The following is a 24,450-nucleotide window of genomic DNA, read 5'->3' as shown; positions in this document are numbered from 1 at the left end:
GGACGGAGCACGATGACCGCGCGACTGCTCGACGGCAAGGCCACCGCCGCCGCACTCCGCAGCGAACTGGCCGACCGCGTCACCAAGTTGACCGCCACCGGCGCGCCGCCGCCCGGCCTCGGCACGGTCCTCGTCGGCGACGACCCCGGCAGCCGGGCGTACGTCGCCGGCAAGCACCGGGACTGCGCCCAGGTCGGCATCGCCTCCATCCGCGTCGACCTTCCGGCGGACGCGACACAGGAACAGGTCGAGGAGGCGGTGGACCGGCTCAACGCCGACCCCTCCTGCACCGGCTACATCGTCCAACTCCCGCTCCCCGCGCACCTGGACGCGAACGCCGTCCTCGAACGCATGGACCCGGCGAAGGACGCGGACGGCCTCCACCCCGTCAACCTCGGCCGCCTGGTCCTCGGCGTCGAAGCGCCCCTGCCCTGCACCCCGCGCGGCGTCGTCGAACTCCTCCGCCGCCACGACGTCCCGCTGGCCGGCGCCCGCGTCTGCGTGATCGGCCGGGGCGTCACCGTCGGCCGCCCCCTCGGCCTCCTCCTCACCCGCCGCTCCGAGAACGCCACCGTCACCCTCTGCCACACCGGCACCAAAGGCATGGCCTGGCACGTCCGCGAAGCCGACATCGTCATAGCCGCCGCCGGCGTCCCCGCCCTGATCACCCCCGACATGCTCCGCCCCGGCGCGGCCGTCCTGGACGTCGGCATCACCCGCACGGACTCGGGCCTGGTCGGCGACGTCCACCCCGACTGCGCCCGCACCGCCGGCTGGCTCGCCCCGATGCCCGGGGGAGTGGGCCCGATGACCCGGGCGATGCTCCTGGCGAACGTGGTGGAGGCGGCGGAGCGGAACGCGGCGTGACTTCTCAGCCGGGTTCCGCGGCACCGTTCAACGGAACCCGGCGAGCCGACAGCCGCCGCCAGCCGTCCGCCGTACGAACCACCGTGTCGTCATAGGTCACCGACCCGCAGGACCCGTCGACCAGCACGCCCAGGCCCTTCGACCGGACCTGGGCGCTGTCGGCGTCCCCGGCGACGTTGGTGACATGGTGGGCCATCCTCCGCCGGGACCGGCATCGGCGGCCCCGCTTCCTCCCCTCACGTGGGGAAGTTTTTGCTCATGGCCGGTTCCCGGTGGGCGCACCCCGGTGGTGTGCGGGGGTGCGGGTCTCGCCCCGGCAAAGTCCGTCCGAAAGCAGATGGTTGCTCAAGGCGTCTTTATTTCGGTGATGTTGACCAGCGGTCACGCGCGGCGCACGCTCGGAAGTGAGTGGTAGTTACAACTTGTTCCCGATGCGGGTGTGCTTCCGGCGTGGATACACGCTGGTGAGACGGGGTGCCCGGTAGCGGGCGTGGAGTGGAGGACGTTATGTGTGGCATCGCCGGCTGGGTGTCGTTCGACCGTGAACTGCGGGACGAGGGCGCCATATTGGATGCGATGACGGAGACGATGGAGTGCCGGGGACCGGACGACCGGGGGGTGTGGGCGGAGGGGCCGGCGGGGCTCGGGCATCGCAGGCTCGCGATCATCGACCTGCCCGGAGGTCGGCAGCCGATGACCTTCGCGACGCCTCATGGGAACGTCGCGATGGTGTACTCCGGCGAGGCGTACAACTTCACCGAGCTGCGCCGCGAACTGGAGGCCAGGGGGCACCGGTTCACGACCGACTCGGACACCGAAGTGGTCCTGCACGGCTACCTGGAGTGGGGCGACAAGGTCGCCGAACGCCTCAACGGCATGTACGCGTTCGCGGTCTGGGACGCCCGGCAGAGCAAGCTCGTGATGATCAGGGACCGCATGGGCATCAAGCCGTTCTACTACTACCCCACCCCGGACGGCGTCCTCTTCGGCTCGGAACCGAAGGCGATCCTCGCGAACCCCCTGGCCCGCCCCCGCGTCACGCTCGACGGCCTGCGGGAGCTGCTGACGATGGTGAAGACGCCGGGGCACGCGGTGTGGGACGGCATGGCGGAGGTGGAGCCCGGAACCGTCGTCACCGTGGACCGCGAGGGCCTGCACCGGCGCGTGTACTGGGAGCTGGAGACGAGGGAGCACACCGACGACAGGGCGACGACGATCGCGACGGTCAGGGAGCTCCTGGACGACATCGTCCGCCGCCAGCTCGTCGCCGACGTCCCCCGCTGCACGCTCCTCTCCGGCGGCCTGGACTCCTCCGCGATGACCGCGCTGGCCGCCCGCCAACTCGGCGAGCACGGCGAGAAGGTGCGCAGCTTCGCCGTCGACTTCGTCGGCCAGGCGGACCACTTCGTCGCGGACGACCTGCGCGGCACCCCCGACACCCCGTTCGTCCACGACGTCGCCCGCACCGCGCACACCGAGCACCAGGACATCGTCCTGGACCCGCAGACCCTGGCCGACCCGGAGATCCGCGCGAAGGTCATCAGGGCCCGCGACCTGCCCGCCGGCTTCGGCGACATGGACGCCTCCCTGTACCTGCTGTTCCGGGCGATCCGCGCGGAGTCCACGGTGGCCCTCTCCGGCGAGTCGGCGGACGAGGTCTTCGGCGGCTACCTCCAGTTCTTCGACGAGGAGGCCCGCAAGGGCACCACCTTCCCCTGGCTGGTCAGCTTCGGCCGCCACTTCGGCCAGGACGCCGAGACCCTCGCCCCCGGCCTGCTCACCGCCCTCGACCTCGACGGCTACGTCGCCGACAGCCACCAAGGCGCGGTCAAGGACATCCAGCGCCTCGACGGCGAGAGCGACTTCGAGTACGGCATGCGCCGCATGTCCCACCTCCACCTCACCCGCTTCGTCCGCATCCTCCTCGACCGCAAGGACCGCGCGAGCATGGCCGTCGGCCTGGAGGTCCGCGTCCCGTTCTGCGACCACCGCCTCGTCGAGTACGTCTACAACACCCCCTGGTCCCTCAAGTCCTTCGACGGCCGCGAGAAGAGCCTCCTGCGCGAGGCGACCGCCGACCTCCTGCCCAGGTCGGTGTACGACAGGGTCAAGAGCCCCTACCCCTCCACCCAGGACCCGGCCTACGCCACCGCCCTGCGCGCCCAGGCCAAGGACCTCCTCACGAACCCCTCCCACCCGGTCTTCGACCTCGTCGACCGCACCCGCCTCCACGAAGTCGCCCACCGCACCGCCCCGGTGAGCGGCCAGGCCGAACGACGCGGCCTGGAACGCGCCCTCGACCTGGCCCTCTGGCTGGAGATGTACCGCCCGGAACTCAGTCTGAACTGAGCGCCCAGAACGACATCGGCGAGTTCGCCCGGAACCCGATCCTCGGATACACCGGCGCCCCCGCCGCCGTCGCGTGCAGGGTGGCCCGGGTCAGCCCCGTGGCCCGGCCGCCCTCGTACAACGCCTTGCGCGTCACCGCCTCCCCGTATCCCCGCCGCTCCCACGCGGGGTCGGTCGCGACGAGGACGACGAAGAGGCACCCGTCCGTCTCGACGGTCGCCGCGCAGGTCACGGGGACCCCGTCGCGCAGCCCCAGGTAGGCGTACACGCCGCTCTTCCACAGCGCGGACCCGACGAGCCCGTCCCGCCCGTCGGCCGGGTCGAAGCCGTACGCGCGGGAGTTGAGGTCCGCGTACGCGGCGAGCTGCTCATCGTCGGTGACCCGGACGAACGTCAGCTCGGGGTGGGCCGGTTCGGGCAGCGGCAGCAGGTCGCCGGCCATGCCGGTGCCGGGGAACGCGTGGGCGAGGCCCGCCCGTTCGGCGGCCGGCGCGAGAGCCGTACGGGCCTCGGGGGAGAGCAGGTCCTCGAAGACCCAGAGGAACCCGCCCTGCTTCTTGGCCCGCATGACGTCCGCAGCCTCGGCCAACCGCTGCTCCAGCAAAGCGGGTTGGACCTCGGACTCGGTGAGCGTGACGCAGTTCCAGAAGAGGAACCGGCTGTCGGCCCACCGCACGGCGATCCCCGGCAGGTCGCGGACGTCGGAGTCCGGATTCCGGTCGAGCGTCAACGTCCGCCAGCCCGCGGCGAGTTGCTCCATCGACTCGATCGACTCCGTGAGGTCGTACACAAAAGCCCCTTTCACTTGTTCGTAACCACCCCAGTGAAGCAACAACGGCGCCAACATCCCCGTATTGAGGGAGAATTGACGTGATCTCAGGGGTCACCCCACAGCGCGCGCATCTCACGGGGGTATGGATGGCGCACCGTGTACTCCACGGGTACGAGCAACTCGTCGACACGTTCGTCCCCGCGGCCGTGGGCCTGGGGCCGCGCGGTACGGGAGCCGCGTCCGGCTACCCGCGCGGCGCCCCGGTGATCACCGTGTACGGCGGACGCGGCACGGGCCGGACGGCCGTCTGCGAGCAGCTGCACGACGCCCATGTGGGCCGCCTGCACGTCGCGAAGTGGCCGATGCCCGGCGCCCAGCCCGTCGGCATGGCCCCACCCCCCGACCAGGCCAACCCCCTGACCTCCCGCCCGCTCGCGGCGCTCGGCTGGCTGGTGCGCGAACTCAACGTGGACGTACCGAAGTTCGGCCGCGTCGACTTCCCCCGCTTCACCTACGGCCTGATGGCGGCCACCACCCTGTACGAACCCCTCGACACCGAGCACACCGGCCACCCGGACGGCCCCGCGCTCGCGGACCTCCAGCGCCTCGAACACCGGCTGCGCGCCCTGGAGGAGGCCCTGGCCGGCGAACGCCCCATGTGGGACACGCTGGCCGCGTGGGTGTCGGCGGCGATCCCCCTGGTCACGTCGTTCGCGCCGGGACTCGGCCCGGTCGAGGAACTCCTCCAGCGGATCATCGGGCAGGCGGGGGAGCGCGGCGGCGCCAAGCTCGACCAGGCGGCCCTGAAGTGGTGGGACGAGGAACTCCTCGCCATCCCGGGCTCCGGCATCAGGAAACTCCTCGACTGGGTGTTCCTGAGCCTGCGCCTCCAGGTCCCCGCGCAGGCCCGCCGCGACCTGGAGAGCCGCCTCAGCGCCGCGTTCCTCGCCGACATCGACGCCCACTACCGGCGAAGACACTGGCGGGTGAGACCCCTGCCGCTGATCCTCCTCGACAACACGCACACCCCCACCGGCAGCCGTCTCCTGGACCTCCTGCTGACCGCCTACGCGAGAGCGGCGGGCCCCGAGAACGCGCGGGGCGAGCAGGTCACCCGCCCGGTGATCGTCGCCACCCGGCTCGCCGCCCGGCCCCGGCCGGCCACCCCCAAGCACCCCCACCCGCTGAGCGTCCCGCAGTTCGGCACCCTCGTCTGGCACAGCCCCCGCAGCGACGCCCGCGACGCCTGGCAGGTGTGGCTCCAGGCGCCGGCCCTCGGCGCCGACAGCATCGCCACCGCCCTCGGCACCCCCTGCCCGCGCGGACTGCCCAACCTCGTCGAGCAGATCGGCGCCGGCCGGGCCGGCTGCGCGCACCCGCTGATCGAGGCCGCCCGCGAGACCCTGCGCACCGGACGCCGCGCCGCCCTCCTGCGCGCCGGACCCCAGGAGCTGGGCCCCGCCCTGCTGAGCCTGCCCCCGGCGGGCACCGACCAGGACGGCACCGTCACCGCCGCGCTGCTGCGCTACCTCGTCCCCGACCGCGACCTGATCGACGCCCTCCTGCCGTGGGCGGTGGCGCTGCGCCCGGAGGACGTACCGCACCTGCCGGGGCACGACCCCGACCAGTACCACCGCGTCCGCGACCTCCTCAAGGAGGACCACTGGTACCGCGCGGCCTGGCCGGACGCCGCCCACCCGGCGATCGGCGACCGCACCCTGCGCGAACTCCTCCTGCACCACCTGCGCACCGAGGCGGGCGCCGCCCGCTGGACCGCGCTGCACACCGCCGCCCGCGACCGGTACGCGCCCGGCAGCGCGCCCCACCTGCACCACACCCTGGCCCTCGGCCGCCGCGAGGAGGCCGTCGCCGGCCTGCACACGGCGTTCGGTGACACCGGCCGGCTCGGCTGGCTGGCCACCGTGCAGACCGTGTGCGCGGCCCCGCACCCTCCCGACGGGTACGGCGGCCGGCTGCCGCGGACGGCCGCGCTGTGCACGGCGTGCGGCTCCCACCCCGAGCGACCGCGCCACGACGACCGCCACCGCGCGATCGGCCGCCTCCTGGACCTGCTGTGGGGGGTCTCGACGCTCTCCTCCCTCTACACGGACGACCCGGAGAGCCCCGACAACCGGCTGCGGCAACTGCTCAACGGGTTCGACATCGCGTACGACGACCGGGGCGGCCAGGAGGAACTCGCCACCGCCGACGCCGCCCGTCGCTGGCCCGTCCTGCTCGCCCAGGGGCGGCGCGTCCCCGAACTGCCCACCGCCAGAAGGGAACACTGACGTGGCACCCGAGTTCTGGCCGACGCCGGTACTGATCGGCGGGCCGATCGTCCTCCTCCTCGCTCTCGGCGCCGGCGTCTGGCTGGTGCTGCGGGCCCACTTCGTGCCCGTCGTGCGCGGCGTCCTCCTCGGGGCGTGCGCGCTGCTCGGGTTCGGCGCGGTCGCCGTGGCCGTGTGGGCCGTGGGGCTCCCCGACTACTGCCAGAGCGGCAACCAGCGGCTCGTGAAGGAGGACGGGCAGTGCGTCGGCGTCAGCGACGGCGGCCACGTCTACATCGCCGAGCTCGACCAGGTGTCGAAGGCCATCAAGGACCTCAACGACGAGGTGACGGACGGTCAGAAGCCGTACGCCACCGTCGCGTTGATGATCCCCATGACCCCGGCCGCCGACAGCAGGGCCGACCGGGACCAGATCCTGCGCGAGGTGCAGGGCGCCTACCTCGCCCAGTACCGGGCCAACAAGGTCGACGACTCCGACATCGGCGTCCGGCTCGTCCTCGCCAACCCCGGGCGCGCCATGGACCACGGGAGACGGGTCGCCGACTGGCTGGGGGAGATGACCCGTACGGACGACCGGCTGCGGGTCGTCTTCGGCTTCAACCTGAGCATCCGTCAGAACGCCGACACCATCGGCTACTTGACCAAGGACAAGGGCATCCCCGTGGTCGGCGGGCCGATCACCGCGACCGACCTCGCGAACGACGGCGCCGACCGCTACCCCGGCCTCGTCAAGGTCGTCCCCTCCAACCGCGACCAGGCCCAGGCCCTCAGCCACTACCTCGGCGGCGACCGGTCCCAGACCTTCCTGATCCAGGACGAGAACAGCGACGACCTGTACTCCCGGTCCCTGCGCGACGCGTTCCAGGAGGTCACCAAGGGCGCGGCGGGCGGCCCCGAGACGTATGACGCCCAGAAGGTGCTCTACCGCGACTTCCGGCAGATGGTCGGCAACGTGTGCGACTCGAAGGCCACCACCGTCTACTTCGCCGGCCGGCCCCCCGCCCTCGCCAACCTCATCAGGGCCCTCGGCGACCGGGGCTGCCGGGAACGCCCGATCCGCGTCGTCACCGTCTCCGGCGCCTCGACGATCACCCTCGACCCGAACCTCGACTGGGGCGCCTTCACCCGGGGTGCGGGCCTGACCGTCGAGTACGCGACCATCACCCACCCCGACGCGTGGAAGGCCGGCACCAAGGGCCGCCCCGCGACCGGCGGCTCCCCCGACGACCTCGCGAAACTCACCGGCCTCATCGGCGAGCAGACACGGATCGGGACCGTCGACCTCACCGACGGCCGCACGATCACCATGTTCGACGCGGCCACCACCGCCGTCACCGGCATCGCCGACCGCGTCGACGAGAAGGGCACGGTCCCGGCGCTCGCCGACATCAAGGAGACCTGGCGGCGGCTGCGCGGCCAGTCCAAGGTGGAGGGCGCGAGCGGCTGGATCTGCCTGAAGAGCGACGGGACGCCGTACGACAAGGCGGTCGCCGTCGTCCGGCTCGTCCCGCCGGCCGCCGGGAAGGCCGGGAAGGGGACCCTGGCGTTCCAGGCGATCGCCTGGCCGACCGGACGCCCGCTGACGGAGGACATGTGCCGCAACGCGCGCGGATGAGCGGCTCCATTGGTACATCGGTGGTGATTGCAACTAGTCTCGTCGGTACATCCCCCGCACCGAGGAGCACACCATGGCGAAGATCCTGTTCCTGATGACCGCCGCCGACCACTGGACCCTGGCCGACGGCACGACCCACCCCACCGGCTTCTGGGCCGAGGAAGCGGTCGTCCCCTACGAGGCGTTCCAGGCCGCCGGCCACGAGATCACCGTCGCCACCCCCGGCGGCGCAATCTCCCCGGTCGACGCCAACAGCCTCGACTCCGACGAGATCAAGGCCGCCCTGGAGAAGGCGACCGGCCTGCGCGAGCCCATCGCCCTCACCGACGTGACGCTGGAGGACTACGACGCCGTGTACGTCCCCGGCGGACACGGTCCGATGGAGGACCTCGCCGTCGACACCGACTCGGGCGCGCTGCTCACCCGCGCGGTCGGCTCCGGCATGCCCGTCGCCGTCGTCTGCCACGGTCCGGCGGCGCTGCTCGCGGCCGTGCAGGACGACGGCACGAACGCGTTCGCCGGGTACCGGGTCGCCGCCTTCACCAACGAGGAGGAGCGCATCGGCGGGTTCGCCGAGAAGGCGAAGTGGCTGCTGGTGGACCGGCTCACCGAGGCGGGGCTGCGGGTCGAGTCCGGGGCGCCCTGGGCGCCGTACACCGTGACCGACCGCAACGTCCTCACCGGGCAGAACCCGGCGTCCTCCGCGCCGCTCGCCGCGCTGCTCAACGAGAAGCTCGGCTGAGTCACAGTCCCAGTGCGGGAAACAGCGCCGAGTCGACGTACCGGCGCAGGAAGTCCGCGTCCGCCGGGGTTCCCTCGATCAAGGGGCGGGTGACCAGCGCGCCCACCATCAGGTGCGCGACGTAGTCGAGCGCGGGGGTGTCCGGGGGGACCTCCCCGCGCTCGACCGCTCGGGCGAGCAGCGTGTCGAGGCCGGACACCTCGGGGTCGATCAGCAGGCGGCGCAGCGCCGCCAGGAGTTCCGGGTGCGTGTGCACCGCGTAGGTCAGACCCCGGATCAGCGCGGTGTCCTCGGCCATGCGGTGGTCGTCGATCCGGTCGATCAGGGTCATGAAGTCGCCGCGCAGGGAACCGGTGTCGATGTCGGCCAGGGTGACCGGCTTCTGGTGGCGCAGCGCCTTCGCGACCAGCTCCGGCTTGCCCGCCCACTGGCGGTAGAGGGTCGCCTTGCTGCACCGGGTGCGGGTGGCGACCGCCTCCATCGTGAGCCCCTCGTACCCGACCTCGCGCAGGAGGTCCAGGACGGCGTCGTACAACTCGGCCTCGCGCTCCGGGCCGATGCGGCTGCGGCGTGAGCGTGGCGCTGCGGTCGTCGGGTGTCCGGTCATGGCCACCGTCCCCTCACTTGGTGTCCCGGCCTCCACGCTATCGCGGACATAGATGAATACGAAACCGTTTCGGTCGTGAAACCTGCCACCTGTAAGACTGGACCCGAGCACCGCCGGAAGGGACACGCATGCCGACCACGTCACCGCCCGCCGCGAGACCGGGCCGACCCCGTGACCCCGGCGCCGACGAACGCATCCTGCAAGCGGCCGTCGACGAACTCGCCGAGACCGGCGTCGCGGGCTTCCGCACCAACTCCGTGGCCGCCCGCGCGAAGGTCGCCAAGCGCACGCTCTACTCCCGCTGGCCGGAGCGCGACGACCTGGTCCTCGCGGCGCTCAGCAGCCTCTCCGGCTGCATCCACCCGCCCCGCACCGGCAGCCTCGAACAGGACCTCGGCATCCTGTACGACAAGATGGCCGAGACCCTGGAGAGCCCCCAGTGGCTCATCGTCTACCGGTGCTCCTTCGAGTTCCCCGACTTCCCGGAGCTGTACGCCACCTTCCTGCGCGACTGCGTGGACCAGCCGCTCGCGGTCATGGAGGACGTCCTCTACGACGCCGAGCGGCGCGGTGAACTGCGGCCGGGGCTCGACCGCTCCGTCGCCGCCGAGTCCTTCGCCGCCGCGCTGACCAACTTCAGCTCGCACATCTCGCACCAGCGCGGGGTGAGCGCGGCGGGTACGCGGGACCGGTTCCTGGACCTGTTCCTGAACGGGGTGCGGTCCGCGGAGAGCTGACCCCGGCAGCGGGCATGCTTGTTCGGCGATACGCTGTACCGTACGCTGACCCGCATGTCCCGCACCTCCCCGTCCCTGGACCGCGCGACCCCGGCCCGCATCGCCGAGACCGCCCTCCGCCTGGTCGACGAGGGCGGACCCGAGGCGCTCACCTTCCGGGCCCTCGCGGCCAGGCTCGACATCTCGCTCGCCTCCCTGCAGCGCCGCTGCACCGACCTCGCAGGCCTCCTCGACCTGTGCCTCGACCACCTCGCGGCCCGGCTCCCGGAAGCCACCGGCGACTGGGCGACCGTGACCGAGACCCGGTTCACCGCCCTCTACCGGCTCCTCGTCGCCCACCCCGGCCTCCTCGCCCTGCGCGGCACCCGCCCCTGGCTCGGCCCGAACCTCCTCGCGCGCCTCACCGAACCGCAGCTCGCCGACAGCCTCGCCGCCGGCATGACGCCCACCGAGGCGATCACGACGTACCGGTCCCTGTACCTCCTCACCCTCGGCAGCGCCGGCTTCGTCGACCACCGCGACCCCGCCGCCGCCCGCGCCACCACCCGCCGCGCGCTGGCCGCGCTCGACCCCGACGCGTTCCCCGTCCTCACCGCCCACCTGGCCGAGATCGTCCCCGCCGTCACCGACCACGACGTCTACCTCGACGCCCTCCGCCGCCTGATCCACGCCGCCAAGGAGCCCCACGCATGATCTTCAGCAGCGACAACACCGCCGCCGCCTCCCCCGAGATAGCCGAGGCGATGACCCGGGCCGCCACCGGCCCGGCTCTCCCGTACGGCGCCGACGACCACTCCGCCTCCGTACGGCGCCGGCTCGCCGACCTCTTCGAGTGCGACGTCGACGTCCTGTTCGTCTCCACCGGCACCGCCGCCAACGCGCTCAGCCTCGCCACGCTCACCCCGCCCTGGGGCAGCGTCCTGTGCCACCACGAGAGCCACGTCAACAACGACGAGTGCGGGGCGCCCGAGTTCTACACGGCGGGCGCCAAACTCGTGTCCCTCGGCGGCCCCGACGCCAAGATCGACCCCGCCGAACTGCGCGCCGCCGTCCGCCACAAGGCGGGTGACGTGCACAGCGTCGAACCGTCCGTCGTCAGCATCACGCAGGCCACCGAGTCCGGTGCGGTCTACACCCTCGACGAGGTACGGGAGCTGGGGGCCATCGCCAAGGACGCCGGGCTGCGGGTGCACATGGACGGCGCGCGGTTCGCCGGCGCCGTCGCCTCCCTCGGGTGCACCCCCGCCGAGCTGACCTGGAAGGCCGGGGTCGACCTGCTGTCCTTCGGCGCGACCAAGAACGGCACGATGACGGCCGACGCGATCGTCGTCTTCGACCGCTCCCGCACCGCCGAACTCGCCTTCCGCGGCAAGCGCGCCGGACAGCTCACCGCCAAGATGCGCTTCCAGGCCGCCCAGTTGGACGCCTACCTCACCGACGGCCTCTGGCTGCGCAACGCGGCCCACGCCAACGCGATGGCCGCCCGCCTCCAGGACGGCCTCAAAGCGATCCCCGGCGTCGAACTCCTCGGCGCGGCCGACGCGAACATCCTCTTCGTCCGCTTCCCGCAGCAGGTCATCGACGGACTCCTCGCGGACGGGTTCGTCTTCTACCACGACCGCTGGGGACAGGGCGTCGTACGCCTCGTCCCGTCCTTCGCGACGACAAAGGCGCAGGTCGACGCGCTGATCGGCGCGGCGACCCGGCACGCTTCCTGACGGTCAGCGGTTGCCGCAGTTGTCCTCCCAGACCATGTTCGCGTACTTGTCACCCTTGAGGTAGACGGCGCTGATCCAGTACGAGTAGCGGTCTCCCTTTCTGCCGGTGCTGACCCAGACGTCATTGGTGTAGCCGTTGTCGGTGATCGACTCGCCCCACTGCCAGCACAGGCCGAGGACCGTGAAGTTGGCGGGGTACACGTCCTCCTTGTGGCTGTGGGAGTCGGGTTGGTCACGGACGTTGACGGCCTCGTAGGTGGTGACCATGGCGGCGGCGGAGGCCGGACCGGTCGCGAGCGCGAGGCAGGCGGCGGTGGCGGCGGTCAGGGTCAGCGCCTTGGTGAGGTTCTTCATCGTTCCTCCGGTGACGGTGGTCGTTTCGCGATGCACTGTGACATGGGCCGACCCGCTCGGAGAAAAGCTTTGATCTTCTTCGAAACGTGCCGTCACGGCCGGGAGCCGAGGCGCACGGCCCGGCGCGTGCGGATCTGGCGTGCCGCTGTCCGGCGACCCGCAGCAGCAGCTTCCCCGTCGACGCCCGCCCGCCCAGCAGCTGGTGCGCCCGAGCCGCCTCCGCCAGCGGGAACTCGGCGGTCACCGGCAGGGACACCGTGCCGTCGAGCACCTTCGCGTACGCCCGTTCCGTGAGCGCGCGCAGCTCGTCCGGCGCGGACGCGGCGAGGCCGAGGAGGGTGAACGCCGACACGGAACGCCCCCGCGCACCCAGCTCGGGCACCCCGGCCCGCCAGGGCTCGGCGCCGGACGCGTTGCCGAAGGACACCAGGCGGCCGTACAGCGCGAGGGCCTCCAGGCCCTGCCGGAGGGTCTCGCCGCCGACCGGGTCGACGCCCTTGCCGCCGGTGGCGCGCAGGGCGTCCGCCGCGACCGTGCCGATGCCGCCCGCCGCGCCGTGCACGAGGACCGTCTCGCCGGTGCGCAGGCGGCCGACCTCGTGGAGGAGGGCGTGCGCTGTGGGCAGGACGGTGGGGAGCGTCGCCGCCGTCCGCAGGCCGAGGCCCTCGGAGAGCGGGACCGTGGCGGTGGCCTCGGCGCGGACGGTCTCCGCGTAGCCGCCGCCGGGGAGGAACGCGGCGACCTCCTGGCCGGGGGAGGGGTCGGGGGTCTCGGTGTCGACCGGCTGCGGCGGGAGGAGTTCGACGTGAGCTTTCCGGGGCTGCTCGATCTGGTACTGCGGGACTGAACTCCCTTTCTCGGGCGCCCGGTTCGCGCTCAGTCGCCCCGCTGGGCAGGCGGCTTTCCGCCCCGTGCCCGCCTGCGCGCCGGCACCCGTGAGCCGACCTGCTCGGCGATGAGCCGCCGGTAGTCCGGGCACTGGGTGACGTCCTCGCACTCGCAGTTCAGGCCACACTCGATGAGCTCCAGCGAGGCCCGGGCCGCGGCGATCCTCGATCGGAGCCGGTCGGCCTCGGCGCGCAGGATCTCGTGCCGGGCAGCGCGTTCGGAGGTGGCGGACAGGCTCCTGATGGTGTCCAGGCCCAGGCCGGCCGCCTTGCCGATGAGGATCGTCGCCACGCGGGTGAGGTCGTCCGGGCCGTAGCGGCGGCGTCCGCCCGCGTCCCGTGCGGGGTGCAGCAGGCCCACCGACTCCCAGTGCCGCAGGACGTGCGGGGCGAGACCGAACCGTGCCGCGAGGGCGCCGATGCCCATCGCGCTCGCGTTGCCGTCTCCGCTTGACTTCATGGGTCTCCGCTTGACTTCATGTCGACATGAATTCCTAGCCTGGCGCCCATGTCCAAGAACCAGGAAACGGTGGAAAAGCACCGTCGCACCGAGGCCATGCAGGCACTCCTCGACGCGATGGACCAGATGCCGAGCGCCGGCTTGCTGCGGGCGCGCTCCTACGAACTGCTGTCTCTCGTCCCGGGCTCGTCCGTCGTGGACATCGGCTGCGGTGCCGGGCGGGCCGTCGCCGAGCTGGCCGAGCGCGGCGTCCGCGCGGTGGGCGTGGATCCCGATCCGTGGATGCTGGCCGAGGCCCGGAAGCGGTGGCCCGCGGCCGAGTTCTCGGAGGCGGGGGCGGAGGATCTGCCGTTCGCCGACGGAAGTGTGCGCGGCTACCGTGCCGACAAGGTCTTCCACACCCTTCGGGAGCCGGGGCGCGCGGTGGCGGAAGCGCGGCGCGTCCTGTGCCCGGGCGGCAGGATCGTCCTGGTCGGGCAGGACTGGGACGCCGTCATGGTCGACTCCGACGACCCGGAGCTGACCCGCACGATCGTGCACGCCCGCGCCGACCTGTTCGGCACGCCCCGTGCCGGCCGCCAGTACCGGGGCCTGCTCCTGGACGGCGGTTTCGACGACGTCACCGTCGAGGTGCACACCAGCGTGTTCACCGATCCCGCGATGCTGCCGTTGGCCGCCATGCTCGCCGAGTGGGCCTGCGTGAGCGGTGCCGTCGGCCGCGACCAGGCCGATGCGTGGCTCGCCGAACAGCGCCGACGCGCCGAGGCCGACCGCTTCCTCATCGCCCTTCCGTTCTTCGTGGCCGCCGCTTCCGCCTAGGGAGTGCGGACCGCCGCTGTCACCTCACGGCCCTTGGCCTCCGGGCCGCCCCGCAGGAGAGCCCGGGGGCGGCCCGGAGGCCGAGGACGGTGAGGTGTTCCGGCAGAGGAACCGCGTGGCGGTGGACCGTGGACCCCGCCCGCGCCCCGCGCGTCTCGCGCCGCCGCACTCCTGCTCGACGTGCCTGGCGGGTGATCCGGCAGAGGCGGTGCCCGGTGGTCTGTCCGGTGGACGTCCCGCCGGCGATCCAGCAGGTGGGCCCGGTGTGCGCTCTAGCGGGTGGACCCGGTGTGCTCCCGCACAGGCGCCGCCTCGCTCGCCGTCGTCCCGGTCCCCGGCTCGGTGTTGTGCTTGGCGAGGGCGCGGCGGCCCGGCAGGACCGCGAGGACGATCGCGGTTCCGGCGGCCATGATGATCCCGCCGATGAGGCTGGTCTGGGCGACGCCGTGGGCGAAGGCCTGGTGGACGGCGTCCACGGCGGCCTGCGCCTGCTGGGGTCCGGCGGAGGGATCCTGCGCGACGCGCTGGGCGACGGCCAGGCCGGCGCCGACCGAGTCCTTGGCGGTCTCCATCGCCTCCGCCGGGAGCCGGTCGCCCACCAGGTCGGTCAGCTCGTCCCGGTAGGCCGTGCCCAGCAGCGAGCCCAGCACCGCGATGCCCAGCGCCCCGCCCAGCTCCAGCGCGGTGTCGTTGACACCGCCGCCGACGCCCAGCTCGGACTCGGGGAAGGAGCCCATGATCGTGTCGGTCGCGGGGGAGATGGCCAGGCCGAGCGCGAGGCCCAGCATCATCAGCGGCACCAGGAAGTCCCCGTACGTCGACCCCTTGTCGATCTGGGTGAGGAGGAACATGCCCGCCGTGCCGATGGTCATGCCGGTCACGGCCATCACCCGTACCCCCAGCTTCGGGGCGAGGACCCCGGTCACCGCGGACCCGAGGAACACCGCACCGCCCAGCGGCAGCAGCCGCACCCCGGTGTCCAGGGCGCCGTAGCCGAGGACGAACTGGAGGAACTGGGTCGAGTAGTAGATGACGGCGAACATGCCGAAGAAGAAGAACATCACCGCGAGCATCGAGCCGGTGAAGGGCCGCAGCGCGAACTTGCGGACGTCCAGCATCGGGTGCGGGTGGCGCAGTTCCCAGACGACGAAGGCGGCCAGACCCACGCCGGCGAGGACGGCGGCGGTGACCGGGCCGGCGCCCCAGCCGGCGTGCGGGCCCTCGATGGCGGCGTAGATCAGGGAGCCGACGGTGACGATCGACAGCAGGCCGCCGACGTAGTCGATCCGGGCCATGCCCTGCGCCTTCGACGGCGGTACCAGGGCGAGCGCGCCGACCACGGCGACGAGTGCGATGGGCACGTTGATCAGGAAGGTCGAGCCCCAGGCGTGGCCCTCAAGGAGCCAGCCGGAGACCAGCGGGCCGACGGCCACCGCCACCCCGGAGGTCGCGGCCCAGGCGGTGATGGCCTTGGCCCGCTCGCTGCGGGGGAAGGTCGCGACCACCAGGGACAGCGTGGCCGGCATCACGACCGCGGCACCGATTCCCATGATCGCGCGGGCCACGATGACCAGCGAGGTCTCGTCGACCAGGCTCCCCATCACCGAACCGGCGGCGAAGACCAGCAGACCCAGCACCAGCGCGCCGCGTCGGCTGTACTTGTCGCCGATCGCGCCCAGCACCAGCATCAGCGCCGCGTACGGAACGGTGTAGCTGTCGACGACCCATTGCAGATCACTGCTGCTCAGGCCCAGGTCGGTGGTCATGTCGGGGGCGGCGACGATCAGCGACGTGTTCGCCATCACCGTGATCAGCAGGCTCAGGCACAGCACGAGCAGCGCCCACCAGCGCCGCGCGTACGGCCCGGTCATTTTCTCCACGGGGGTGTTTGCAAGGAAGGGCATCAGTAGCTCCTGAGAGGGGACGGGCGGATGAGCGGAAGTACTTAATTGCCCATCGATGTGCACAATAGTTTATTGCCCCTCGATGTGCAACTATCGCGATGGCTCCCTCCTCCCACCCGCCTTAGAGGTACCGACGTGACCAGCCGACCAGCACGAACACCGACGACGAGGCCGGAACGGTCTCCGGCCCGCTCCCACGAGACGCCACCCCCTCCTGCTCCGAATTCGTCCCCCGCGCAGACTTCGACCTCCACTTCGGCACAGCGTCGGGACGCACGGGCCACCCGTGCCCGGATCCTCGACGCGGCTCGGCGGGAACTGACCCGCGACCCCGACAGCCGCCTGGAGGACATCGCCGCTGCCGCCGGTGTGGCCCGGCGTACCGTGTACGTCCATTTCGCCTGCCGGGCCGCGCTCGTCGAGGGCCTGGCCGCCGAGGCCGCGGAGGCGATCCGGCGCGCCGTCGCGGGTGCCCCGGCCCCGACCCCCGACGCCGTCTCGGACCTGGTGCGATTCGTCCTCATGGTGTGGCCCGTCGGCGACCGCTACCGCGCCCTCATCCGGCTGGCCCGCGGCCATGACCTCGCACGCGCACGCGTCGACGAACTGCTGACTCCCGCCCGCTCCATGGCCACGAGGGTCTTCGTCCACGGCCGCCGACAGGGCGTCTTCCAGGCCACCGTCCCGCCCGACCCGCTCGGCCGAGCCATCGAGGCCCAACTGCTGGCTCTGCTCGACTGCGCCGACTGCGGGCTGTGGTCCGACGACGGCACCGGCGCCGCCACCGCCGTCCTCATCGCCGCCGGAGTCGCCCCGGACACCGCCGCCGCGAAGGTCGATCAGGTGCGGAAGTCCGGGTCGCCCCCGAGCTCCGTCTGAAACCCCGTCCCCGTACCCCGCTCGCACTCACGCATGTCCGCCCCGACCACGACCGTGACCAGGGGTGCGAGTTCTCGTACGCGCACGGACCCGCCGACGCTCCGACGGCCCGCTGCCGGTGACCGAACTCGCCCCGCGGATCGACGGGTTGACGAAGTCAGGCGGCAGCGGCGAGGCCCGGGCCCGCTCGGCGGAGGCGACCGCCTTCCGTCGTACACGGACCTGTCCGACGCCCTGGGCCTGGAACTGACCCGGGGCTACGGTCCCGCCCGGATCCCTTCAGGGACTTCAAGGTCGCGGGCGGCGTCGCCCTGCCCGAGGCCGGCGAGACGTTGCTCGGCGAGTCGGTCACCTTCCGCCGCGAGGACGCCCGGGACACCTCGTCGAACGGGTCGGCCGGAGAGGAATCAGGTGCCGTCGGACAAAGGAGCCGTGGCCATCGCCGACGCAACCTCCTCGACCACCGCGCTCGCCCGATCCTCCGGCACACCGGCCGCGATGAGGGTGGCCGTGGCGATCCGGTGCCCGTCGTCCTCCAGCGCGCCGGTGTTGACGGACTCCACCAGAGCCACGATCAACGCCATCAGACCTGCGCTCTGCACGGGCGGCGACAGACGGGAGTGGAAAACGCCGTCCCGCTGCCCGCGCTCCAGGATCCCGATGACGGCCTCCCGGGCCGGCGCGAGCACCTCGGCGAAGCGCTCGGAGCCGAGGTCCCGCCGGGTGAGCGCCACCAGCATGCGGTAGCGGTCTCCCACCCGCCACAGCCGGAGTACGAACCACGCCAAGGCCCGCTCGGCCGACTCCCCCGGCTCCGGCGCGGCCTCCATCGCGTTCCGAAACGTCTCGGCGGCTTCCTCGGCGAGCGCCTCCAGCAGCGCCGCCCGCCCCGGGAAGTGCCCGAAGAGGGTGCGCCGGACGACCCCGGCGGCCCGCGCCAGCTCCTCCAGCGTGACATCGGGGTTCCGCCCCAGCTCCTCCCGGGCCGTGGCCAGGATGCGCGCCCGGTTGGACCGCGAATTACGGCGCAGCGGCTCGCGGCCCACGGGCTTGCTCACGGAGAACCTCGCAGCATCAAAGGACGGACGGGCCCTCTATTTTGTCACGCCGAGCCGAAGCCCTCGTTCCACGCCCCGGTGGCCGCTGCCTCACGCGGGCCCGCCCCACCTCGTGTTCTGCTCCGGAGCGCTCAGTGGTTCGGGGCAACCGCCAGCTCGCGCATGTGAGCGTTGTTCTGCAACGCCCACCGCATGGTCCGCGGCGGGCGCCCGAGCAGGGTTTCCAGTTGGTCGGTGACGACGTCGTACCGCCCGCCGGCGACCAGCCTGGTCAGGGTCTTCATGTGCTCCGCCACGTGCTGGGCCGCAGAGTCGCCCAGGGCTTCCCGCAGGAAGGTCTCGTCCACGAAGGCCTCGTGCCAGGCCTCCAATTCCTCGGGGATGTAGGCGACCTGGCGTCCCAGCGCGGCTGCGTAGTCCTCAGCGAACCCGTACATGTCCTTCAGCTCAGGACCGGTGAGCTCGTAGGACTTCGAGATGTGCGGTGCGGGGTCGACCAGTATCTTCACGCACACCTCCGCCACGTCGTGAGCGGCGATGGGCGCGAGCCGCTGGTCGCCGAAGGGCAGGCGCAGTTCACCGTTGCTCAGCGGGCCCTGTTGCATCCAGGTGATCATGGCGTTCTCGACGAACAGGGTCGCACGCACGTTGACGGCCGGGAGGCCGGACCAGTCCAGCACCTGCTCGCAGACCCAGTGCGCCCGCTGCTGCGGTGACCAGTCCGTGGCCAGTCCGCCGAGCCAGGAACGCCGCTCCTCGTCCGGTGTGGTCATCTTCTCGAGCGTCATGTACACCTGCTCGTAGTCCGACATGTGCACGAAGGCCTCGATGTCGCCCTGGGCTCGCGCCGCCGCGGCCATCAGGGTGAGGGCATCGGCGTAGTACGGCGACAGGCTCATGCTGAAGTAGACGCGCTTGACACCCTTCAGTGCGGCGGCCACGTCCGCGAATTTGAGCAGGTCGCCGACGAAGACCTCGGCCCCGGCCTCGCGCAGCGACTGCGCGCGCTCGTCGTCCCGTCGCACGAACGCGCGCACCGGGTGGCCCTGTTCGAGCAGCATGTCGACCATCAGCCTGCTCACGCCACCGATCTGGCCGCCGGCGCCGGTGATCAGAATGGGATTGCGTTCCGTCATTGTTGTGTCCTCCGTCTGGTGGGGTGGGTCGAGATCTCCGGGCTTCAAGACCGTCCGGTGACCCCTTGCGGGCTTTTGCCGGCGATCGTCTGGAGGGCGGCTTCGGCGTCCGCGATGGCCAGCGTCCTGTTGATGTCGGCGCCGGCGAGTGCGCCGGCCGCCGCGGAGGCCCCGACCTGGGCGACCAGATCGGTGACGTTGCCGGCCACCCACACGCCCGGCACCTCGGTGGTGCCGTCCGTGCCGGAGGCGAAACCGCGGCCCTTCGGCAGGTCCAGCACCGGCAGGCCCAGGCCTTCCAGGCCCTGGGTGCGGGCCTGCATCGGCGCGGCGACCGCGATGACGCGGCGGGCCACGACCTGGCCGTCGGCCAGGCGCACCCCGGCGAGGGCACCGCCCTCGTCGTCGACGACCTCGGTGACCGGGGTGTCGACGACGCGGATGCCGCGGGCGGCGAAGCGGGCGCGGCTGTCCTCGTCGAGGTCGGTGCCGTGGGTGAAGTAGGTCAGGTCCTCGGTCAGCTGACGGAACAGATACGCGTGGATGATGGAGACCGGTCCGGTGGCGAGGACGCCGATGGACTCGTCGCGCACCTCCCAGCCGTGGCAGTACGGGCAGTGCAGCACGCTGTGCCCCCAGTGCTCGGCGAGCCCGGGCACCTCCGGCAGCACGTCCTTCAGGCCGGTGGCCACCAGGACGCGGCGGGCGGTGATGCCGCGGCCGTCGGCGAGGGTGACGGTGAACCGCAGGTCCCCGTCCGCCGACGGGGCGGCGGGCTCGGCCGAGACGACCTCGCCGTGCACGACACGTCCGCCGTACTGGCGCACCTGCTCCCGGCCCCGCCGGAGGATCTCGGACGGCGGGGTGCCGTCCAGGGCGAGGAGGCCGTGCACGGCCTCGGCGGGCGCGTTGCGCGGGGAGCCGCTGTCGATCACGACGACCGAGCGGCGGGAGCGGGCGAGGATCAGCGCACCGTTCAGCCCCGCGGCGCCACCGCCGATCACCACCGCGTCGACGGTGCCCTCGGCCAGCGCGTCGCTCTCGTACGGAGGAGTCGTCACAGCCGTGGCCTCCTGCCTTTCCTTGTCAGTCATGGTTCGGTCGACCTTTCGAGTTCTGGGTGGTCGGAAGGGGGGAGGTCAGCGGTTCAGGAAGTCCAGGATGTGGTCGGCGACCGTCTTGGGCTGTTCGACATGCGGGAAGTGCCCCGCGCCGGGTATGACGACGCGTTCGAAGCCGTTCGTGAACAGGTCGTCCATGCCGTCGCTCACCGTCACGGAAAAGCAGTTGTCGTCGGCCCCGTGGAGGTAGAGCGACGGGACGGTGATGGCACCGAACGCCCGGGCTTCCAGGGCTCGGGCCGCCTCGTCCGCGGGCGGCGGCGTGAACAACTGGCGGTAATAGCCCAGGATCTCGGTCAGGACTCCGGGAGCACCCAGGGTTTCCTTGAGCGCGGCCCGCTCCGCGTCCGGCAGCTCATAGCCGGGCGACCACTCCCGCCAGAGCCGGTCGATGAAGGCGAAGTCGTCGAGCTCGATGGCCGCCTCCGCCAGGGCTGTCTGGAAGAAGAACATGTACCAGCTGCGTCGCTGCTGGTCACCGTCATTGACCCACGCGGTCATCGTCTGACGGCCATGGGGCCCCGCCATGGTGACCAGCTTGCGGACACGCCTCGCGTCGAGGCACGCAGCCGCGTACGCCGCCGCGGCTCCGAAGTCGTGGCCGATGAGATCCGCCTGCTCACGCCCGAGCGCTTCGATCAGGGTCAGGACGTCCTGGCCGGTCGCGGTGATGCGGTAGGAGCCGTCGGGGGCCGCGCCGCCGGGCCAGTATCCGCGCTGTGCGGGCGCGACCGCCCAGTACCCCTCCCGCGCAAGGCGCTCAAGGATCCCTGTCCAGCTGGCGGCATGATCGGGAAACCCATGGAGGCACACGACGAGCGGCCCGCTGCCGGCCTCAAGGACCGGAACCTCCACTCCGCCTGCCTGAACCGTCCGATGACGGACACGGTCGGCCGCCTGGGGCACCTGTGTCATGACTTCACCCTCCAAGCCGCCTTCGCGGCATCTTGGTCCGGCAAGCTCGGACCAAGTAGCAAGTAAGCGGCGCAGGTGATCGCGTACGCGCTGAGCACCCAGCTCAGGTTCGACAGCGAGGACTCGTGGACACCGCGGCAGATGCAGGACAGCCCGACGTTCGTGATGTGCAGATCCGGTACGGCGGTGAAACTCGCCGTCGCGAAGTGCGCACGCAGCCTGTCCGGGCAGTTCAGGACCGTTGTGTACTGAACAGTCAGAAACCTAGATGGTTCTGTACTGGGTTGTCAAATACGGTGGGTCGGCTTTACCGTCGGTGTATGGCGACCTGGGCCGCGGCAGCCTCTCGCCGGAACCGCGCCGGACGGCGAACCGGTTCACCAGCACGCCGGCCGAGGGCTCGACCACTCCATCCCGCCGTTCATCACCCTGTGCACCGCCGCGCACCCCGACCGGTCGGTGCGGACCACCGGCAAGGGGTACCCGGTCGGCTTCTCCAAGCGCTCGTACCAGACCGCCGTGTGACACCGACAATCGTGTGACGACAACACCGAATCAGATCGCCTCCATTGGGGAGAACAACATGACCGAAGCCACAGACCGCATCATCGACGCCCTGCGCAGCGGGCACGACCACCTCGCCGCCGTGGTGCACGGACTCACCGCCGCCGATCTCACCCGCCCGTCCGGCGCGTCGCAGTGGGACGTCTCCCAGGTGCTCAGCCATCTGGGCAGCGGCGCCGAAATAGGCCTGGCCGCACTGGAGGGCGCGACGGGCGGTACGGGTGCCCCCGACGGCGACTTCAACAAGTCGGTGTGGGCCCGCTGGGACGCGATGACCCCGGCCGAGCGCGCCGAAGGCTTCGTCACCGCCGACCAGGCGCTGGTCGAACGCTACGAGGGCCTCGACGCGGGGACCCGCAGCGACCTGCGGATCGACCTCGGCTTCCTGCCCGCGCCGGTGGACGTCGCGACCGCGGCGGGGCTCCGGCTCAGCGAGGTCGCCCACCACTCGTGGGACGTCGAGGTGGCCTTCGACCCGTCGACGCCCCTGGCGTCCGCCACGACCGGGCCGCTCCTCGACCAGGCCGGCCTGCTGCTGGGCTTCCTCGGCAAGGCGGACGCCCTGGAGAACCGCCCCGTCGCCGTCGCGGTGCACACCACCGCACCCGAGCGCGCCTTCGGTCTCTCGGTCGGCGAGACGGTCGCGCTCACCGGCGAACCCGAGAACGCCGACGCCGTGCTGACGGCCCCCGCCGAGTGGTGGCTGCGACTCGTCACCGGCCGGCACGCCCCCGCCCACACCCCGTCCTCCGTGACCCTCACCGGCGACACCGTCACCCTCGACGACCTGCGCAGGGTCTTCCCCGGCTTCTGAGCCCGGCGGCAAGGCAACGGGCACGGGAACACGCCCTGGCCCGCGCGTTTCACCCGGGCGCGTGTCCGGATCATTGGCGACAACGAGAGAGTGCCTTCTGACCTGGGACGACAGGGCTTGTCCAAGGCTTCTGCCGTCTCACGGGGGAAGGCGCTCTCTGCGTGCACACCACCGGGTCACGTCCCCGACTCGCCGTCCCGGCCGGGATCACGTGCAGCCCGTGCGGCAGGCCTCGGTAGTCGCCACCCTCGACGCGGACGACGTTGCGGGCCCGGGCGACCTCGTTCTCCCGCTCGTATTCGAGGAACTCCACTCACGCTGCGATGGCGGCGATGTCCAGGCTTTTCATCCGCGCGCTGTTGGTCCTCGTCCTGGCGAGCAGCCGGCCGGCGATCGGCAGCCGGGCGAGGCGGACCATCGCGGACCGAAGCAGCAACTCGGCGCGGTTGCCCGGGGTGAAGAAGCTGCGCTGGCTCACAGCGTTGCCGAGATGGTGGGTGATGAACGGGCGCAGGTGGTCCTCCCAGTCCTGCAGCGCTCGTGGCACGTCGTGGGGGTGGCGTTCCAGCATGGTGCCGAGCAGGTCCGCCCCGGCCATGCCGGTGGATGCCCCCATGGCGGAGTAGACGGTCAGGCACCACGCGGCGTCGCCGACGAGCACGACTCGGCCGCGGTGCCAGTGGTCGAGGTGCACCTGCTCGGCGGAGTCGAACAGGTGGTCCGGGGCCTTCTCGAACTGGTCGAGCAGCCAACCGAGCGTGGAGCCGGTGGGCTCGGGGCCGTAGGCGGCGCGCAGCGAGTCGATGGCCGGCCGGGTGAACTCGGCGTCCACGTTGTCGGTGCGGTAGGAGAACATCACCGTCGGCAGACGGTCGGCGAACGGGAACACCCACACCGACCGGCCCGCCTCGGCCATGACCAGCCCGTCCTGCGGGCGGTAGCCGGGTATCGGCTCGGGCAGGCTGTACACGGCGATCATGTAGTTCAGCCGACGGATCGGGCTCTGCTCGGGCTCGAACGCGAGCCGGCGCACCGTCGAGCGCAGTCCGTCCGCCCCGACCACCAGGTCGAACCGTTCGATGGTCCTCGCCTCCGTCGTGAGGTCGCGGATCTCGACGTCCACCCCGTCGGGGAACTGGTCCAGCGCGACCGGCACGGTCGAGTACCGGATCTCGACCTCGTCGGGCAGGGCGGTGAAGGCCGCGTCTTCGATGTCGCCCCGCACCACCAGCCGAGATCCGCCGAACACATCGGCGTAGCTCACACCGCGGCGGCGCCGGCCCGTGCGGGCGACGTCGTAGCTCACGCTTTCCGGAGCGATGCGATTCGGCACCGCATCGGCGAAGCCCAGCCGTTCGGCGGCGGCGAGCCCGGCCCCGAACAGGGCGAGGAAGTATCCGCCGCGGCGCCGCTCGGGGGCCTTCTCCAGCACCACGACGTCCCAGCCCGCGCGATGCAGCCGCAGTGCGGAGGCGGCCCCGCTGATCCCGAGGCCGACCACCAGGGCCCGCTGTCGCGATGTCGTGTTCTTGTCCATGGGATTGTGCTCCGGCATTGTCGTGTCCTCCATCTGGTGGGGGGTGGGTCGGCCGTTCAGGAAGCCGAGGCTGTGGAGTCGGCGAGGCGGGCGGGGAAGTCGAGGAGGGTGGCGTTGCCCTCGGCGCGACGCTCCTGCCGCTTGCTTGCTGGGCATGACTGAAAACCGTCTGAGAACTGATCAGTTTCCAGGCGGGGAATCTGATGGGTTTCCTCACCGCTGAAGGTGAGGCGAGCGGGTGACGGGCCGAGATCGCGGAGCTGCTTCGGAAGGCGTTGGGGTAGGTACGCGCGCCGGACGTCGTCTG

General features: G+C 71.8%; 23 protein-coding genes and 1 pseudogene. 12 read left to right on the top strand and 12 right to left on the bottom strand.

What is annotated here, in order from left to right:
• Positions 1–12 precede the first annotated feature (12 nt).
• The gene (locus PV682_RS20870; protein WP_319731968.1) at positions 13–867 is read left to right on the top strand and encodes a bifunctional methylenetetrahydrofolate dehydrogenase/methenyltetrahydrofolate cyclohydrolase; all 855 of its coding nucleotides are present in this window, start codon (positions 13–15) and stop codon (positions 865–867) included.
• 4 nt (positions 868–871) lie between these two features.
• Here the strand turns inward: PV682_RS20870 and PV682_RS20865 are convergent, their stop codons facing one another.
• Entirely contained in the window at positions 872–1,063 is a 192-nt protein-coding gene (locus tag PV682_RS20865) for a hypothetical protein (RefSeq protein WP_319731966.1), read from the bottom strand.
• A 311-nt stretch (positions 1,064–1,374) separates the two neighbouring features.
• Here PV682_RS20865 and asnB point away from each other — a divergent pair, with 311 nt between their 5' ends.
• A complete protein-coding gene (asnB, locus tag PV682_RS20860; protein ID WP_319731964.1) occupies positions 1,375–3,216 on the top strand; it encodes an asparagine synthase (glutamine-hydrolyzing) in 1,842 nt (613 codons plus the stop codon).
• Here the strand turns inward: asnB and PV682_RS20855 are convergent.
• Positions 3,203–4,006, bottom strand: coding sequence for a GNAT family N-acetyltransferase (locus tag PV682_RS20855; RefSeq protein ID WP_107103864.1), 804 nt, complete (start codon positions 4,004–4,006; stop codon positions 3,203–3,205). The two genes, asnB and PV682_RS20855, sit on opposite strands and share 14 nt — an antisense overlap.
• Positions 4,007–4,134: 128 nt before the next feature.
• Here PV682_RS20855 and PV682_RS20850 point away from each other — a divergent pair, with 128 nt between their 5' ends.
• The 3 genes from PV682_RS20850 (at position 4,135) to PV682_RS20840 (ending at position 8,633) form a co-directional block, all read left to right on the top strand.
• The gene (locus PV682_RS20850) at positions 4,135–6,276 is read left to right on the top strand and encodes a hypothetical protein (RefSeq protein WP_319731961.1); all 2,142 of its coding nucleotides are present in this window, start codon (positions 4,135–4,137) and stop codon (positions 6,274–6,276) included.
• Position 6,277: 1 nt separating this feature from the next.
• Positions 6,278–7,891: an ABC transporter substrate-binding protein gene (locus PV682_RS20845; RefSeq protein ID WP_319731959.1), complete on the top strand. Its 1,614-nt coding sequence runs from the start codon at positions 6,278–6,280 to the stop codon at positions 7,889–7,891.
• Positions 7,892–7,964: 73 nt separating this feature from the next.
• A complete protein-coding gene (locus PV682_RS20840) occupies positions 7,965–8,633 on the top strand; it encodes a type 1 glutamine amidotransferase domain-containing protein (RefSeq protein WP_055719238.1) in 669 nt (222 codons plus the stop codon).
• 1 nt (position 8,634) lies between these two features.
• Here the strand turns inward: PV682_RS20840 and PV682_RS20835 are convergent, their stop codons facing one another.
• The gene (locus tag PV682_RS20835; RefSeq protein ID WP_319731955.1) at positions 8,635–9,240 is read right to left on the bottom strand and encodes a TetR/AcrR family transcriptional regulator; all 606 of its coding nucleotides are present in this window, start codon (positions 9,238–9,240) and stop codon (positions 8,635–8,637) included.
• Between the two features lie 128 nt (positions 9,241–9,368).
• Between PV682_RS20835 and PV682_RS20830 the strand changes: the two genes are divergently transcribed.
• The 3 genes from PV682_RS20830 to PV682_RS20820 are packed head-to-tail and all read left to right on the top strand — an operon-like array spanning position 9,369 to position 11,695.
• Positions 9,369–9,977, top strand: a complete 609-nt coding sequence (locus tag PV682_RS20830) for a TetR/AcrR family transcriptional regulator (RefSeq protein WP_319731953.1) — start codon at positions 9,369–9,371, stop codon at positions 9,975–9,977.
• 54 nt (positions 9,978–10,031) lie between these two features.
• Positions 10,032–10,670: a TetR/AcrR family transcriptional regulator gene (locus PV682_RS20825; RefSeq protein ID WP_319731951.1), complete on the top strand. Its 639-nt coding sequence runs from the start codon at positions 10,032–10,034 to the stop codon at positions 10,668–10,670.
• Positions 10,667–11,695 (top strand): threonine aldolase family protein, encoded by a 1,029-nt coding sequence (locus tag PV682_RS20820; protein ID WP_319731949.1) that lies wholly within the window; start codon positions 10,667–10,669, stop codon positions 11,693–11,695. Before PV682_RS20825 ends, PV682_RS20820 begins: the two co-directional genes overlap by 4 nt.
• Positions 11,696–11,698: 3 nt before the next feature.
• Here PV682_RS20820 and PV682_RS20815 read toward each other — a convergent pair whose 3' ends face one another.
• From PV682_RS20815 to PV682_RS20805, 3 genes and pseudogenes are all read right to left on the bottom strand, one after another.
• Entirely contained in the window at positions 11,699–12,049 is a 351-nt protein-coding gene (locus tag PV682_RS20815; protein WP_319731947.1) for an SH3 domain-containing protein, read from the bottom strand.
• Positions 12,050–12,197: 148 nt separating this feature from the next.
• Positions 12,198–12,806 (bottom strand): annotated as a pseudogene (locus PV682_RS20810) (quinone oxidoreductase family protein); the annotation flags it as partial.
• Between the two features lie 119 nt (positions 12,807–12,925).
• Positions 12,926–13,396 (bottom strand): MerR family transcriptional regulator, encoded by a 471-nt coding sequence (locus PV682_RS20805; protein ID WP_319731945.1) that lies wholly within the window; start codon positions 13,394–13,396, stop codon positions 12,926–12,928.
• A 48-nt stretch (positions 13,397–13,444) separates the two neighbouring features.
• Here PV682_RS20805 and PV682_RS20800 point away from each other — a divergent pair, with 48 nt between their 5' ends.
• Entirely contained in the window at positions 13,445–14,215 is a 771-nt protein-coding gene (locus PV682_RS20800) for a methyltransferase domain-containing protein (protein WP_319731943.1), read from the top strand.
• A gap of 272 nt (positions 14,216–14,487) precedes the next feature.
• Here the strand turns inward: PV682_RS20800 and PV682_RS20795 are convergent, their stop codons facing one another.
• Positions 14,488–16,119 (bottom strand): MFS transporter, encoded by a 1,632-nt coding sequence (locus PV682_RS20795; RefSeq protein ID WP_319731941.1) that lies wholly within the window; start codon positions 16,117–16,119, stop codon positions 14,488–14,490.
• A 135-nt stretch (positions 16,120–16,254) separates the two neighbouring features.
• Between PV682_RS20795 and PV682_RS20790 the strand changes: the two genes are divergently transcribed.
• The gene (locus PV682_RS20790; RefSeq protein ID WP_319731939.1) at positions 16,255–16,998 is read left to right on the top strand and encodes a TetR/AcrR family transcriptional regulator; all 744 of its coding nucleotides are present in this window, start codon (positions 16,255–16,257) and stop codon (positions 16,996–16,998) included.
• A gap of 407 nt (positions 16,999–17,405) precedes the next feature.
• Here the strand turns inward: PV682_RS20790 and PV682_RS20785 are convergent, their stop codons facing one another.
• The 4 genes from PV682_RS20785 to PV682_RS20770 all read right to left on the bottom strand — a co-directional run bounded on the left by PV682_RS20785 (position 17,406) and on the right by PV682_RS20770 (position 21,228).
• On the bottom strand, positions 17,406–18,056 hold the full coding sequence (locus tag PV682_RS20785) for a TetR/AcrR family transcriptional regulator (protein WP_319731937.1): 651 nt from the start codon (positions 18,054–18,056) through the stop codon (positions 17,406–17,408).
• Positions 18,057–18,187: 131 nt separating this feature from the next.
• Positions 18,188–19,192: an NmrA family NAD(P)-binding protein gene (locus PV682_RS20780; protein WP_319731935.1), complete on the bottom strand. Its 1,005-nt coding sequence runs from the start codon at positions 19,190–19,192 to the stop codon at positions 18,188–18,190.
• A gap of 44 nt (positions 19,193–19,236) precedes the next feature.
• Positions 19,237–20,286, bottom strand: a complete 1,050-nt coding sequence (locus PV682_RS20775; RefSeq protein ID WP_319731933.1) for an NAD(P)/FAD-dependent oxidoreductase — start codon at positions 20,284–20,286, stop codon at positions 19,237–19,239.
• A gap of 45 nt (positions 20,287–20,331) precedes the next feature.
• Positions 20,332–21,228, bottom strand: a complete 897-nt coding sequence (locus tag PV682_RS20770; protein ID WP_319731931.1) for an alpha/beta fold hydrolase — start codon at positions 21,226–21,228, stop codon at positions 20,332–20,334.
• 75 nt (positions 21,229–21,303) lie between these two features.
• Between PV682_RS20770 and PV682_RS20765 the strand changes: the two genes are divergently transcribed.
• Both PV682_RS20765 and PV682_RS20760 read left to right on the top strand, forming a co-directional pair.
• Complete coding sequence (locus tag PV682_RS20765) at positions 21,304–21,480, top strand: hypothetical protein (RefSeq protein ID WP_319731929.1); 177 nt, start codon at positions 21,304–21,306, stop codon at positions 21,478–21,480.
• A gap of 331 nt (positions 21,481–21,811) precedes the next feature.
• Entirely contained in the window at positions 21,812–22,606 is a 795-nt protein-coding gene (locus PV682_RS20760) for a maleylpyruvate isomerase family mycothiol-dependent enzyme (RefSeq protein WP_319731927.1), read from the top strand.
• 313 nt (positions 22,607–22,919) lie between these two features.
• On the opposite strand, the gene PV682_RS20755 is transcribed toward PV682_RS20760, so the two are convergent.
• Positions 22,920–24,176: an FAD-dependent monooxygenase gene (locus PV682_RS20755; protein WP_319731925.1), complete on the bottom strand. Its 1,257-nt coding sequence runs from the start codon at positions 24,174–24,176 to the stop codon at positions 22,920–22,922.
• Positions 24,177–24,450 lie beyond the last annotated feature (274 nt).

It is taken from the genome of Streptomyces niveiscabiei (assembly GCF_033794345.1).
GTDB lineage: Bacteria > Actinomycetota > Actinomycetes > Streptomycetales > Streptomycetaceae > Streptomyces > Streptomyces niveiscabiei.
The sequence above is the reverse complement of the archived record's forward strand: the minus strand, read 5'-3'. Positions and strand labels throughout refer to the sequence as shown.

Excerpts from the sequence above, each read along its gene's own strand:
- PV682_RS20870 (WP_319731968.1), top strand. The coding sequence starts at position 13 with ATGACCGCGCGACTGCTCGACGGCAAGGCCACCGCCGCCGCACTCCGC.
- PV682_RS20865 (WP_319731966.1), bottom strand. The coding sequence starts at position 1,063 with ATGGCCCACCATGTCACCAACGTCGCCGGGGACGCCGACAGCGCCCAG.
- asnB (WP_319731964.1), top strand. The coding sequence starts at position 1,375 with ATGTGTGGCATCGCCGGCTGGGTGTCGTTCGACCGTGAACTGCGGGAC.
- PV682_RS20850 (WP_319731961.1), top strand. The coding sequence starts at position 4,135 with ATGGCGCACCGTGTACTCCACGGGTACGAGCAACTCGTCGACACGTTC.
- PV682_RS20840 (WP_055719238.1), top strand. The coding sequence starts at position 7,965 with ATGGCGAAGATCCTGTTCCTGATGACCGCCGCCGACCACTGGACCCTG.
- PV682_RS20835 (WP_319731955.1), bottom strand. The coding sequence starts at position 9,240 with ATGACCGGACACCCGACGACCGCAGCGCCACGCTCACGCCGCAGCCGC.
- PV682_RS20830 (WP_319731953.1), top strand. The coding sequence starts at position 9,369 with ATGCCGACCACGTCACCGCCCGCCGCGAGACCGGGCCGACCCCGTGAC.
- PV682_RS20825 (WP_319731951.1), top strand. The coding sequence starts at position 10,032 with ATGTCCCGCACCTCCCCGTCCCTGGACCGCGCGACCCCGGCCCGCATC.
- PV682_RS20820 (WP_319731949.1), top strand. The coding sequence starts at position 10,667 with ATGATCTTCAGCAGCGACAACACCGCCGCCGCCTCCCCCGAGATAGCC.
- PV682_RS20815 (WP_319731947.1), bottom strand. The coding sequence starts at position 12,049 with ATGAAGAACCTCACCAAGGCGCTGACCCTGACCGCCGCCACCGCCGCC.
- PV682_RS20805 (WP_319731945.1), bottom strand. The coding sequence starts at position 13,396 with ATGAAGTCAAGCGGAGACGGCAACGCGAGCGCGATGGGCATCGGCGCC.
- PV682_RS20800 (WP_319731943.1), top strand. The coding sequence starts at position 13,445 with ATGTCCAAGAACCAGGAAACGGTGGAAAAGCACCGTCGCACCGAGGCC.
- PV682_RS20795 (WP_319731941.1), bottom strand. The coding sequence starts at position 16,119 with ATGCCCTTCCTTGCAAACACCCCCGTGGAGAAAATGACCGGGCCGTAC.
- PV682_RS20780 (WP_319731935.1), bottom strand. The coding sequence starts at position 19,192 with ATGACGGAACGCAATCCCATTCTGATCACCGGCGCCGGCGGCCAGATC.
- PV682_RS20775 (WP_319731933.1), bottom strand. The coding sequence starts at position 20,286 with ATGACTGACAAGGAAAGGCAGGAGGCCACGGCTGTGACGACTCCTCCG.
- PV682_RS20770 (WP_319731931.1), bottom strand. The coding sequence starts at position 21,228 with ATGACACAGGTGCCCCAGGCGGCCGACCGTGTCCGTCATCGGACGGTT.
- PV682_RS20760 (WP_319731927.1), top strand. The coding sequence starts at position 21,812 with ATGACCGAAGCCACAGACCGCATCATCGACGCCCTGCGCAGCGGGCAC.
- PV682_RS20755 (WP_319731925.1), bottom strand. The coding sequence starts at position 24,176 with ATGGAGGACACGACAATGCCGGAGCACAATCCCATGGACAAGAACACG.